The sequence below is a fragment of the Proteus myxofaciens ATCC 19692 genome, assembly GCF_001654855.1.
GTDB lineage: Bacteria > Pseudomonadota > Gammaproteobacteria > Enterobacterales > Enterobacteriaceae > Proteus > Proteus myxofaciens.
Map to the genome: position 1 here is coordinate 1 of NZ_LXEN01000015.1, position 13,825 is coordinate 13,825.

Annotated in this window: 12 protein-coding genes and 1 pseudogene; 3 read left to right on the forward strand and 10 right to left on the reverse strand. The window is 32.1% G+C overall.

Translation table 11 applies throughout. The features are described 5' to 3' along the window. The 3 genes from M983_RS18095 to M983_RS01725 form a co-directional block, all read right to left on the reverse strand. On the reverse strand, nt 1-172 hold a 172-nt coding region (locus tag M983_RS18095), incomplete at its 3' end, for a GFA family protein (RefSeq protein WP_483826418.1). A gap of 117 nt (nt 173-289) precedes the next feature. Further along, nucleotides 290-895, reverse strand: a complete 606-nt coding sequence (locus tag M983_RS01720) for a nitroreductase family protein (protein WP_066746086.1) — start codon at nt 893-895, stop codon at nt 290-292. 75 nt (nt 896-970) lie between these two features. Continuing rightward, complete coding sequence (locus M983_RS01725; protein ID WP_066746089.1) at nt 971-3,901, reverse strand: DUF2339 domain-containing protein; 2,931 nt, start codon at nt 3,899-3,901, stop codon at nt 971-973. Between the two features lie 212 nt (nt 3,902-4,113). Here M983_RS01725 and glpX point away from each other — a divergent pair, with 212 nt between their 5' ends. Beyond that, nucleotides 4,114-5,094 carry a class II fructose-bisphosphatase gene (gene glpX / locus M983_RS01730; RefSeq protein ID WP_066746092.1) on the forward strand — a complete coding sequence of 327 codons (981 nt, stop codon included), beginning with the start codon at nt 4,114-4,116 and terminating at the stop codon, nt 5,092-5,094. 434 nt (nt 5,095-5,528) lie between these two features. Then, nucleotides 5,529-6,017: a DUF4822 domain-containing protein gene (locus M983_RS01735; protein ID WP_066746095.1), complete on the forward strand. Its 489-nt coding sequence runs from the start codon at nt 5,529-5,531 to the stop codon at nt 6,015-6,017. A gap of 93 nt (nt 6,018-6,110) precedes the next feature. Here M983_RS01735 and M983_RS01740 read toward each other — a convergent pair whose 3' ends face one another. The 5 genes and pseudogenes from M983_RS01740 to M983_RS01760 all read right to left on the reverse strand — a co-directional run. Then, the gene (locus M983_RS01740) at nt 6,111-7,142 is read right to left on the reverse strand and encodes a phosphotriesterase family protein (RefSeq protein ID WP_066746097.1); all 1,032 of its coding nucleotides are present in this window, start codon (nt 7,140-7,142) and stop codon (nt 6,111-6,113) included. A 1-nt stretch (nt 7,143) separates the two neighbouring features. Then, on the reverse strand, nt 7,144-8,109 hold the full coding sequence (locus M983_RS01745; RefSeq protein WP_066746099.1) for a DMT family transporter: 966 nt from the start codon (nt 8,107-8,109) through the stop codon (nt 7,144-7,146). A 132-nt stretch (nt 8,110-8,241) separates the two neighbouring features. Next, on the reverse strand, nt 8,242-8,979 hold the full coding sequence (locus M983_RS01750) for a glutamine amidotransferase (RefSeq protein WP_066746101.1): 738 nt from the start codon (nt 8,977-8,979) through the stop codon (nt 8,242-8,244). 23 nt (nt 8,980-9,002) lie between these two features. Continuing rightward, nucleotides 9,003-10,223: a PfkB family carbohydrate kinase gene (locus M983_RS01755; protein WP_066746105.1), complete on the reverse strand. Its 1,221-nt coding sequence runs from the start codon at nt 10,221-10,223 to the stop codon at nt 9,003-9,005. 702 nt (nt 10,224-10,925) lie between these two features. Continuing rightward, a pseudogene (locus M983_RS01760) lies at nt 10,926-11,216 on the reverse strand (AAA family ATPase); the annotation flags it as partial. Between the two features lie 294 nt (nt 11,217-11,510). Here M983_RS01760 and M983_RS01765 point away from each other — a divergent pair. Then, nucleotides 11,511-12,299: a glucose 1-dehydrogenase gene (locus M983_RS01765; protein WP_066746113.1), complete on the forward strand. Its 789-nt coding sequence runs from the start codon at nt 11,511-11,513 to the stop codon at nt 12,297-12,299. A 66-nt stretch (nt 12,300-12,365) separates the two neighbouring features. Here the strand turns inward: M983_RS01765 and M983_RS01770 are convergent, their stop codons facing one another. Next, nucleotides 12,366-12,929 carry a YiiX/YebB-like N1pC/P60 family cysteine hydrolase gene (locus M983_RS01770; RefSeq protein ID WP_066746116.1) on the reverse strand — a complete coding sequence of 188 codons (564 nt, stop codon included), beginning with the start codon at nt 12,927-12,929 and terminating at the stop codon, nt 12,366-12,368. Continuing rightward, nucleotides 12,926-13,333 carry a DUF4878 domain-containing protein gene (locus M983_RS01775; protein WP_066746119.1) on the reverse strand — a complete coding sequence of 136 codons (408 nt, stop codon included), beginning with the start codon at nt 13,331-13,333 and terminating at the stop codon, nt 12,926-12,928. Before M983_RS01775 ends, M983_RS01770 begins: the two co-directional genes overlap by 4 nt. Nucleotides 13,334-13,825: the final 492 nt, after the last annotated feature.

Sequence of the window (13,825 nt, forward strand, 5' to 3'; positions counted from 1 at the left end):
AACGAGTAACATATTGCTCATCTTTAATTTGCAAATCAGACTGACAATCGATAGAAAAACCAGGGCCACCATTCCAACGTAAACACATGCTACAGTGGCAAACACTTAATTCTGAAATATCATGTTCTGTTGTTAGTTTTACTTTGCCACATAGACATTGACCTTTATGCATAATATACCTTTTATTTATTTTACTAAACTACGTAGATTCAAATAAATTAATTTATATTGAACATAAACAAATTAATTTAAGCACCTTCACAATTTAAAAGAAGATGCTTATTTATACTTAGAATTTATTGAATGTGACGGCTTGATCAAATGTCATTTTACCAAGCCGAGGATAAGGTTCAGCGATACCTTTACCAATAGCAATCATTAAACAAATTTGATAATGGCTAGGTAAGTTAATCACATTAGCGACATCTGCAAAATTAAATCCATCCATAGGGCAAGAATCATATCCTTGCTCTTGGGCTAATAGCATTAATGTTTGAGCAAAAAGACCGGCACTGCGCATAATTTCATCACGTTGCACTTGTGGCTTGTTTCTATAATAAGCATCGACAGCACCACACATAATATCTCTAACGTCAGGTTTAGCATCTTGCCAAATTGATTTTACTTGTGTTTCCCACACATCTAAATCAGCACATAATACAATAAGCATAGAAGAATCTGTTATTTGAGATTGATCCCAACCGACTTTTCTTAATGCTTGTCTTTGCTCTGCATTATCAACAACTAAAAGGCGCCAATGCTGAAGATTAAATGCACTTGGCGTATAATTTAGCGCATTTTCTATTAACTTTTTCTTTTCTTCAGAAGAGATCTGAAAACTTGCATCAAATTGTTTAGTAGCTCGACGATTTTTAACCGCATCAATAACTTTCATAATATTCCTTTCGTTTTCGTCTTTATTAATAACACTACTCATATACTATAAGAAAAATATCCGTTAAATGCTGAGTTATTCCTGCTTTTTTGATAACTCAACTTTTTTCTTTGGTGGTAATGGTGAAAAATACCCAATCAATAAAATAATGATTGCAACACCAATAAAAGCCAATGCTCTGAGCAATCCACTACTTAATGACATATCAATTAGAAAGAGTTTAGCGATAACACATAATAACAACACCCCCCCAACAAACCATTGAGAACGCCTTGTTTTTCTTGTTGCTATCACCATTGTTGCTAATGCTGTAATAGTCCAAACAATTGCTAAAAGCGTTTCGATTATTTTGGAAGCGATAATCTGCTGCATGTTCCAATCAATGTCAGACATAAAAGCAACGCCTCTAATTAACACGCCATTACCCCACCAAAATAAAAGAATAGGTATGCCATAATTAATTATGTAGTGATAATTTTGAAGATTGATTTTATATTGCTCATGTTGTTTTAATAGCATAACAAAACGATAAGCAATTATTCCTCCGGTAATCCCCATAATATCCATCGGATTTAATAATGGAATAAACGGTATATTCATTTGTGTACCGCTATTCATATTTGCCCATATTAGAAACAAGACTAAAATCACAGAAACAGGAATAGCAAACATCCAATAAATATCTTGATAAGGTTTTATCCAATTAACTTTATAACTCAATAGATAACTTAAGATAATAAAGGCATTAATTGAGAACAGAGCAGCTGAAAAATGTAGGCTTTCTTGTGCATCATAGAGATGATTAAATCCAATCGTCTCTGTAAATAAAAAGAGAGCGATAAAACTAAGATGAATGCCATGAATAAATGGTTTTTTAAGTCGTTGATGTAATAAAAATGTATTAAATTTCAGCAAATAAAAACCACTGACAAGAATAGCACACCAAATCAATGCACTCCATCCACTATCAATCAGCGATCTCGTCTCATATAAATAAATTAATATTACTAAAGCCGATGTTGGCCATATTAATACAGAACAACTTGATAATTCAAAAAAGGTAAATGCGCGTCCTGCATAATACATTCCCCAACAACTCACTAAAATAATAGCTAATGCTATCAATCTAACTTGAGGAACAGACCATATATCTCCATTTTCCAATAAAATAAATAGACTGTAAATCCAACTTATTACGCCGACAAAAAGTGCAGCAAAACCTATCGCTTTGTTATCAATATTCTGTATTTTCCCATGGAACCATAACGTAGCTGTCGCAAATATGATTATAATTTCAACAACAAACATGATCCATTGGTCAAATTGAATAAATTTAGTGCTCATCAATAATATAAATGAGATGGCAATAAGTAATGTACCTGCCAATGCAGCTTTTTTCTGTTGCTGTAACAAGGAAAAAACCAAAATCATAACGCCTTCGAATGCCCATACTAATGATGTCCATTCTGATGAAAATGCAAAAGGTACAGCTAAGGTTGCAAATATTACTGATAACATCCAAAACGCAATAGCAAGGAGTTTTCCTTCTGTTTGATAGCGTTTTAAAATAACGTAACTTAATGCAAAATAAATCAGCGCATAAAGCGATGAGGCAACAGAAACACCAAACTCCCATTCAGATACTAAACGGTATTGAAATAAAAATCCTATTAATGGCGTACCGAATAATAACGTTGCATCTAACGGAATGTTTCGCTTAATTTTTTTCCTTAACGTTAATAACTCAGTCGCAATACCAAAAATAAACCAATTCGCAATGAGGAAAAGCTGGCAAGGTAAATAATATACATCTTGATAATGAGAAATAGCCCATAGGCACCCCACTCCAAATGTAAAGACAAAGCCAATTAAATTAAGTAAACGCCAAACTTGCCAATGGCTAATGATTAAAATACCAATAGAAAGGATCAGATAATAACTAAATAATGCAATATAATTTCCATCTCCAGAAGAAAGTAAAATAGGTGCTAAATACCCACCTAATGAAGCAAGAATAGCAAGACTAATGGCACGTTGAATAATGGCAAATAGTATACTAGTAAAACAGACCAATACCATGATAATGAATGCGAAAGTAATAGGAATAAAATCATAAATTTTTGTTGCTGCAAAAATGGTGATATAAAGACCGCCAATACCACCTCCTTGCAATATTAATGCATAAATACGATTTTTCTGTTGTAACCACCACCCTAATCCTAATAATACAAAACAGCCTACTCCAGCCATCATTAAACGCGTAGATGCTGAAATAACATCATTTTCAATACTGTATTTAAGCAAATAAGACAGTCCGAAAAAAAGCAATAGCATACCGATTTTAGCTAACGGATTTCCTGTAATGATCCATTTCCAAATTAATTCGAATATCGATGCTTGTTGATGTGTTTTCTTAGGTTTTGATTTAATTAATGCCTTTCTAATTATTGGCATTACAGGCTTGAAAGTATCAACTTGAGCAGATTGATTTGTTGGCTTATTTTTCTGTATTACTTTCCCTTCATTATGTTGTGCAACATGATGGGATGATACTTGTGATACAGGTTTATCTGCTAATACATGATGAGAATTCGATTGAATTCCAATTATAGGTTCTGCACTTTCTTTTACAAAAGGTATCGTTTTTTCTTGAGCACGATAACTTTCTTGCTTATCGTAAGCATAATGTTCTACCTGTGATGTTGTTATTTCCTTTGTTTTTTCTCTGTTTTCTTTTATAACCGTAGATGCTATATCAAATATCGGTGTTTTTATTTCATCTTGGGATGATGCCGTAGTTTTACCAACAGAAGACTCTGCTTCTTGATTATTAATGTCGTCTTTTTTTCCTTCTTTTTTTAATAATTCAATTATTTTATCTTGTTGTATTTGGAAATGTTCTTCCAATTTTTTCAACCTGTATAATAATGAATTGGTATTCATATAAGTTTGATATAACCAATAAAGCGATAGCACCACCAATAACGTGCTAATAAGTGTTAACATTTCACTATTCCTTTTACGCTAAAGGGCATATTTTCTATTTTTTTTCCTAATAACGTTTACATTTATACGTGAATTTTAATTAAATTACCTTAGCTTATTTCTAAATCACTTATTTCATTGTCAATTGATTTAAACCTAGCATCCCCTTTTAAAAAAAGGGTATGATCACCTAACTCAATGACACTTCAATATATACAAAATTAACAAAGAATATGAAATTAAATGATGAATTAACAGTAGCAATAGCCTCAGTCACTGAAGCAGCCGCTATAGCAGCCCTGCCATGGGTTGGTAAACATAATAAAAATGCAGCCGATGAATCCGCTGTTTCAGCAATGAGAGAACGTTTAAATAACTTAAATATCAATGGGCGTATCGTTATTGGTGAAGGTGAAATAGACGAAGCACCGATGCTTTATATTGGTGAACAAGTTGGTAATGGACAAGGTGAGAAAGTTGAGATTGCTGTAGATCCTATCGATGGCACTCGAATGGTAGCCATGGGCGAAAATAATTCATTAGCTATTTTAGCCGCTGGATTTGAAGGCAGTTTTTTACAAGCACCCGATATGTACATGGAAAAATTTATTGTTGGCAAACAAGCCACAGGTGCCATTGACCTTGATCACTGTCTTGAATATAACCTTGATGCAGTAGCTCAAATACTTAACAAATCACTTAACCAATTAACACTCGCTATTTTAGATAAACCTCGTCACCACGATATTATTAAAGATCTACGTGCAAAAGGTATTAATGTAATAACATTGCCTGATGGTGATGTATTAGCTTCTTTATATGCCACAATGCCAAATAATAGTATTGATATTATGTACGGCATTGGAGGCGCTCCTGAAGGCGTTATAAGTGCAGCAATAGCCAAGGCATTAGGTGGCGATATGCAAGCGCGATTAATCACACGCGACATTGCAAAAGGAAATAATGCAGAAAATAGAGAATGGGCCGCAAACGAAATTGCTCGCTGTCATAAAATGGGCACAGAAGTCAATGTAAAACTTTCATTAGATACGCTTGTCCGCCATCAAGATGTCATGTTTGCCGCCACTGCAATTACCGCAGGAGATTTATTATCAGGCGTTAATGAACAAGCCGAATATCTACAAACTGATTCATTAATCATTAATGGCGCAACCCGTTCTTTACGTTTTGTGAAAAATTATCATTTACGATAACAGGCCGAAACTGTAATTTACTTATTACTCTTCTAGTGTGTGGCTACAATCGAGATGTTAATAATACATCTCGATCCCAGCATAAAAAACCAGAAACTGATGCTAAATATTATATTTCAGTGTTTAATTTTAGTTTTTTTTGTAAATATTTTTGCCCTTCTGCATTATTGTCTCATTAAAAATTATGTCCGCTTTAGTTATCTATTCACCTTATAATAGGGATAATAACTACTATACTCACTAATTTTACTAATAAATAATGTTTATCTTGCCTATTTCCATTATTTAAAGCTCTTTACTTTGTCAAATAACCTTTTTATCAGATACATTTTGAAATATTAATTGCCTAGCATTTTTCTTATTTAATGATTAATTTTAAAAACAACATAAAGTTGCTCTACACAATATATAAGTAAAATAAAAAGGATCCGTTAATGAAAATAAAATCGCTAATTGCTATTACATTATTCAGTGCAAGCTTTTCTCTTTTTGCCGCAGAAAGTAATACTGGAACAATTGAAGTTCAATCTTCTATTCAAGCACCACAAAAGGCACTTAATGATTATGAAAAAATCATGACAGAAAAAGTGTGGATCACGACTGAAGCTGTTAATGAGAAAGGCAATAAAGTCCCTGCTGATAACGAACAAGTTAGCAATTATTTTGGTCTTGCAGAATATTACCCAGATGGCACATTTATTATGTTTACACCTGAAGGTAAGCAAAAAATGCAAGGTGATTGGTCAATCTCTGAAGATGGCAAAACACGTACTTTAGTTGCTAAAGATAAAGAAGGTAAAACATTATTTACTCGTGATGTAGAAAATATTACGGTAAAAGATACAGAATATACTTATCGTATCTATCCTAATGCTGATGATAAAAATACCTATTTTGATATCATTCATCACATTAAAAAATAATGTATCAAAATATTATTATAAAAAACGGCACAGTATTGTGCCGTTAAACTATGTAAAATATCTCAAAGTGATGTTGTTACTATAAAATAGGATTTAAGCCAATAAATTAGCTGGGTTTTCAACACAAAGTCTATCTATAATAGATTTTTCAATACCTTTTTGCGTCAATAATGCAAGAAAAACATTAGGAACAAATCCCCATCCATTTCCGCCATTTTTTGCCCACATCTGCTTTAAGAACACATCATGACTTAATACTATTTGATTGGCATATCCTCTATTAATTAATGTTGTAACTGCATCGACAGTATCCATAACACTAGGAGCAGCACCTTCTTTAGGAAATGAAATATCGAGCCCAATCATGTCAAATTCAAGCCAAACACCCCGATCTAGCATCTTACATTGATAATCAATATCCTTACCTGATGGATCACAATGCGCTAATGAAATTTTATCCGGCTCACAACCCATCTCTGTTAATAAAATATCTAATACTTCATCACCACGGCGTTGCCAACCTGGCATATGAATATTCATTGAAACATGAGGATTATTATTTTGAGCAATAGCAGCAGCACGCAAACTATTTTTTTCACCATCAGTAAACAATGGAGAAACACCTATTTCGCCAATCATACCCGCTCGAATATCGGTACCATCTATGCCGATATTTAATTCATCATCAATCATCTTAGCCATTGCATCTATATTATCGGCAAGACGTTTCCCTTCAAATTTTTCAATATATAATCCAGATGATGCAACAACATTAATACCCGTCAGCATTGCCACTTCTTTTAATTTTCTAATATCTCGTCCAATCGCAGCAGAACCTGTTGCATCAACAATAGTACGACCACCTAATTCTTTGAAATTATTTAATTCAAAAATAACATCATCAATAGGTTTTTTATCCATATTATCGCAACAACAATAAGGATCGTACTTTAATCCCCACTGAATATCCGCACTCACTTTTTTATTAACTAATACATGTGAAAAATCATAAAAAGGCTCATCAACAACATCAGAAAGATCATTAAAAAGATGTTCATGAGGTAATGTTAACCCCATATCTTCTTTTTTAACAAAACCAGTAACCGTTTGAATATAACCTTTCATATTATGCTCCGACTCTTTTTACAGTTTTAGTCGCTTTAAACTCAGGAATTGTTGTAACAATGGCCCCTACTAAAGCAAATAATGTTCCGATAATGGTGACTAAATAAACGGTGTTACCCAATGAAGGTAATAACAAGTCAATTAATACTGAGCCTAAAAGTTGTCCTGCTGTAGATGCAACACCTAGCATTAATAATCCTAACCCGCGAACTAAAATAGCCATTAATGCAATAGACATTAATCCTAATGGCCCACCTAAATACATCCACCATGTATTAGGTAATTCCAGAGTTAAATGACCAAGCGCCACTCGTATAATTAAAGCAATCGTTAAAACAGTAAAACCAACAATAAAGTTCCAAGTAATAGAAACCATCATTGAGCCTGTTGCTTCTGCTACTTTTGAATTACCAGCGGGTTGCCAGCCTGCAAGTAAACCAGCAAGGAAAGGTAATATTGCTAAATAAATAAATGATGTTGAATGCCATTGAGGTGAGACAACAAATAAAGTAGCAACAACGGCTAATATTGCGCCTAATACACGGTAAGGAGTGAAATATTTCTTTTCATCAACACCCACACCAAAACGGTCACATAATAAACCTGATAATAAAAGTGCTGAAATTAACGCTGTTTGGAACGTTGCGATACCTAATGCACTGGCTGATGCCCCTTCTGAAAAAACAACCATAGCACCACAAAGGCCAGCAAACCAATTCCATAATGGAATTTTACGTTTTTTAATTAAACTAGGAATAGATGTAAATTGTTGACGATATTGTTTTTTAGACATAATAATAAAAAACATCACGACTAAACCACTTGCAAATGAAATAACAGCACTAGCATTTCCATCTTTTAATACATCGCCAAGTTGACCATTTACGGCTGATTGCATTGGAGACAACATTCCTGCTAATACAGTGGCTAACATTAGTAAGGGTGTTGATAATTTTTTTGTACTCATAAGATGTTCCTTTGGAATTATTGACTATGAGTGATTTCTTTTTTTATTTTTCAAGTAATCGGATTTATTAGCGCAGAGTGAATCCTCTGCACTGTTTACTTTTTATTGCTATTTGGCTAAATTCAACACGAATTAATGTGCTATTTGTTTAAGGATATTTACCCACATATCAGCATAATGTGGCCATGCTAAAAATTCCTTACTTCCCCAATGAGGAGAACAGTCACTCATAAAGCAACCTGTTTTTCCTTGTTTATATTGACCAAATACTAATAATGGATCTTCGCCAATATTTAATATCGTTTCACTATTTTTCTTGGCGAATACTTTGTTATAACCTAAGAACATAGGCCAATTATCAAAGCCTTTTATAGAAATATGTTCTGGATTAACTGCATTTGCAAAAACCCCCTCAGGCGCTTCAACACGATCATCACCATCTAGCATTTCCACTGGTAGAACTTCTGCAAGTATTGTATTTTTATAGTTTGCTTTCGCTTCTATTCCCATAAATGAAAGATAACCACCAATCATTAACAAACCGCCACCATTAGCAACAAATTCTTTTATTAGGCCTAAGGCGTTGGGTATCACTTTCATATTATAAAAAGTGTCATTTTGTAATAAAAATGTATTAGCTCCGATATCGCTTATGACAATAACATCATATTTATCGAGCTCTTTTGCTGTTTGTGGAAACGCTATTTGCACGGTATGCGCTGGCATATAATCAACTTCAACGTCTTTTTCTCTTAAGCAACTTAATAAAAAAGTTGAGCCTTCTTCATATTTGCTTGAAGTAAAACTATCGTAGCCTTTAGAGTGGATCATATGAATATGCCATGATTCACCAATAAATAAGATTTTCATTTGTTTCCTCTTTTAAAAGATATTTATTCAATGGATTGAGTAACAATCTGTGAATATGTGGTTTGATTGATACGATGCATGACATTAATATCTTCAGGCATTTCTGAAGCATTACTCGTCTCAACGGCAAGTGAAGCAAAAGCCGATGCATAACGCAGTGCATAAGAAAATTGTTTCCCTTTTGCTAATGAAGCTGCAAGGGCACCATTAAACGCATCACCAGCACCTGCTGTATTTCTTACTATGGCAGGGTATGCCGGAGAATAAATATATTTACATCCGTCATAAGCCAGTGAACCTTTACTACCAAGGGTAATAACAACTTTATTTACCCCTTTTTTATAAATAACAACAGCCGCTTTTTTTGCTGTTTCTAAATCAAAAATATCAATATTAGAAAGTAAACTTGCTTCTGTTTCATTAGGCGTTAATACATCAACCATAGAAAGCAACTCGCTAATATTTTTGTTATAAGGCGCAGGATTAAGGATAATAGGTATATTATTCTCTTTTCCAACGATAATAATTTCTTTTAAGGCTTCTAAATTAGTTTCTAATTGCAGTAAAATAACATCAGAATCAATAATCTTATCTTTTTGTATTTTTACTTCATCCGCTGATATATCCATATTTGAACCTGAGTAAATAGAAATAATATTTTCTCCACTTTCTTCAGAAACAAATATAGAAGCTGTCCCTGTTTGAAACTTATCAGTTTGATATATCGTTGATGTTTTTATTCTTGAAGACGATATAAAATTAACGGCATAATCACTAAACTGATCCGTTCCAATTTTTGTTATAAAATGTACTCGAGCATCAGCGTAACTAGCCGCTAATGCTTGATTACATCCTTTTCCACCTGGCGAAAAAATAAATTTATTCGCTAATAAGGATTCTCCGGCTTCTGGCAATCGAGGTAAATAACTGATCATGTCGACATTAAATGAACCTAATACACAAACCTTATTTATTGCTACACGATGAGCTAAATCGATTTTACCTATCTGATCATTACATTCTAAAAATTGTATAATCTCTTTTTTTGCGACTTTATCTAATGTTTCAAATTCGATAAAGGCACCACCATGGCATCGTTTTATAATTCCTTTATCTGAAAGAAAATTTAAATCTGACCGAATTGTTTCTTTAGTCACATTAAGTTCTTTTGCTAAAAAAGAAACTTTTGCTGATCCGTTATTTTTAATTAAATTAATTATTTTTTTATGCCGCTCTGCTTTCATTTAATGTCACCTCAATGACAACAACTTTAATTTATTAGTTGTTATAAGATTGTGATTACAATCATATGTCATTTATTAAAAGCAAAAAAAATCAGAAATACAAAAATAAAAAACAAAAGAAATCAAAAAAAAAGGCAGAAAGCAATTAGCACGATTAATATATCAAAAAAACTCACATTAAACACACTTGAATAAAGTAAAAATTCTCTTATTATTTTTGTAAGTTATATTTAATATTATTTTTAAATTTCAAATTAACTCCTCTTAATAAAATCTTAGAAAAAAAATTAAAAATATGTTTTAATTTAAATGGTTAAATTTATACATCAACCACTTCATTATTTTTATTTGAATTAGATTGAGAATTATTGAATCGAATAAAGCATTAACTAAATTAATTACTTATAATTGTGATGGTTAATTATTTAAATCATTTCATACTGATTTTTTTAATTTATATACTATTATTTTAATTTTACATCTCAATATATTAAAAAATATAAAATATAAGAATGAAATATAGAAAATATTTATTTATTAATTTTGAGATCTAGATAACACTTGTTCCTCTAGTTAACCTGTCTTTTTAGTGAAAAATGCCTTTTACGAAAATTTTTTTATTCTTTTTACTTTAATAAGAAAAAAGACTATTTTATTTTTCATAAAATAGTCGTCAAAAAATGGTTTATAATCTAGATATAATTATAATAAAGACGAAGAATGACCATTAACGTGATAAATCACATAATGCGCCTCATCAGATGTCAGTATTTCTAATTTACCCCGCATACGATCAAGTACTTTACTAGGTACAGCTTCCTCCACTCTTGCATTATTTTGCTTTTGCCACTGATGATAAGGTACTTCGATATAGACTAATGTCACCTTTGCATGATAGCGATAAAATAAAGAAATAAGCTGACTCCTCATCTGCTTAGTAATGTTAGTCGCATTCGACACAAAAGGTTTATGTTGTCGTGAATAGACTCTAGCTAATTTATTTTGAAGGGAAAATACGCTGATAATAGTACATGTAACTATTGAAGAGTGCTAGAGAAATATTACCAGCTAATTATTTTAAATAAGTTAAACTATTTCATAAAGTTAACTTTATCAGCCCTTTAATTGATTGATTTTTATCCTATACATATCTTTATCTCCTCTTAATTTAATCTACAATTAACTGATGGTTTCAGCTCAATAAAATATTCTAATAATAAAGCCTCTTTACTTTTATTAATCTTCGCTATTTCTTACTATAAATACGTATTAAGCATTGGAGGATATATGTATCAAGATCTTCAAGGAAAAGTTGCTGTTGTCACTGGTTCATCAAGTGGGATTGGCGCTGCAGTTGTTTCTCGCTTAGTAAATGAAGGAATGAATGTTGTTATTAACTATCATTCCAATGAACAAGAAGCTCAAAAACTAGCAGATAGTTTAAATAAATTAGGAAAAGGCCAAGCAATTATTTTTGGTGGCGATATTAGTGATGAAGAAGTCGCTCATAATTTTATTTATCAAGCAATTACTCATTTCGGTAAATTGGATTTATTAATTAACAATGCTGGGATTGAAAACCAAACCCCTAGCCATGCTATTAATCTGGAAGAATGGCATAAAATTATAGATGTTAATTTAACAAGCTACTTTCTTACTGCGCGTTCAGCACTAAGATATTTTGTAGAAAATAAAATGCCAGGTAACATCATTAATATGTCTTCAGTTCATGAAATTATCCCATGGCCTACTTTTGCAAGCTATGCTGCAAGTAAAGGCGGTGTTCGTATGTTGACACAATCCCTTGCTTTAGAATATGCAAGCCAAGGTATCCGTATTAATGCGATTGGACCTGGTGCGATAAATACACCTATTAATAAAGAAAAGATGGAAGATGACGCTCTTCGTAAAGAATTAGAAGCAATGATCCCAATGAAATATGCAGCAGAGCCAGAAGCTGTTGCTAACGTAGCCGCATGGTTAGCCTCAGAGCAATCAACCTATATCACAGGGCAAACTATTTTTATTGATGGTGGAATGACGCTTTATCCTTCTTTTCAAGGTGGTAAAGGATAATTATTTAAATATATAGCAACCTTCTTTACTTATATATCCGTAAAAGAAGGTTGTTCTTATTAAGAATTAATCATCTTGGGATAGGATTACATTTTCAGAGCTAATCAAATTAGCTGGAAAAATAAATTCTCTTTCTGAAAAAATTGGCATTTCTAATTTACGTGTTCCACGGTTGATAGTCACCCCCGCTTTTGACCAAGCCTCTACAACAAGTTCTGTGCAATAAACACCTTGTCCTTGATAAATACTAAAATTTTCACCTACTCTATCTAACGCAGATTTAACGGCAATCTTTCTCGCCTCATCACTACTGTTAATACGATAAAAACGAACTGTATTTGGCTTTGCTCGACTAATAAAAAAATCAAGAGAATCTACCGTTACACCATCTTTTATATCTGCATGTTCACTGGGAGTTGAATGAATAACTTGAATGCCTTTTTCTTCTGAAATCCAAATCATACCAACATGACTAAAACCGCTATTATCAACCTGTTTAATAATATCACTGATAATCTCATCACCATCACGAAAAACAAGATCACCATTTTTAATATCCAAAGGTAAAGCGAGCGCAAAAGATGCGCCCACAATAAAAAGTATACAGGTTAGAATTAATCTCTTTATCACTTAATTGAGACTTTCCATTTGCCATCAACTTTAATCATATCTTGAGGTTCAGTTTTTTCTTCACCGTTTTTTAAAACTGTTCTTAGTGTCACCGTCGCTGTATTTTTATCTTCGCCATATTCTACTTTTACAACTTCAACTTTACTAAAACCACCTTCTTCTTTAATTTTTTTGCCAGCTTCAGCAATGATAAGTTTAAATTTACCTTTCATTTGCTCTACAGCGGGTTCTTTTTCAGCATCACCAAAGTACATTAATGATACTGCTTTTTCACCATCTGCATTTCCAACAGCTTGAACGAATTCAACTGCTGCTTGTCCTGCTTCATCTTTTTTATCACCACAAGCAGATAAAGCCATCATTGCGGTTGCAAGAAATAAAAAGCCTACCATTTTTTTTAACATAATTTACACACCATAAAGTTATCGTTTGAATAAATAAATATAAGATTATTCGTAATTAATTAATTTCTCACTATGGAAAAGTATTATAATTCTTTTCCTAAAATGAATTATACGTGAAAATTTCAAGTAACGTCATGAACTATTTTACAATTTTTTATTTATTTAATATTTTTTATATAGTGTATATTTTTCAGTATCATCATGAAAAATAAAAAGTAAAAATATTTGCACTATTTAGAGCCTTTATATGAAATATTCTATTAGAAATAAACATTTCAATTGTATTTCTACCTTTAAATTCTATTTAATTTTTAATTTTATTTTTTTCTTAAGTTAAGCATAAAATAACAAAATTTATTTTTGTACTTCATTTATTCTTATAACTAAAATCCACCCTCAAAATACAACATTTTAATAACAACTATGCGGTATAAAAACAAATCTATTTGTATTTAGACCATTTTATATTATTATTGATATACCTTATCCGAA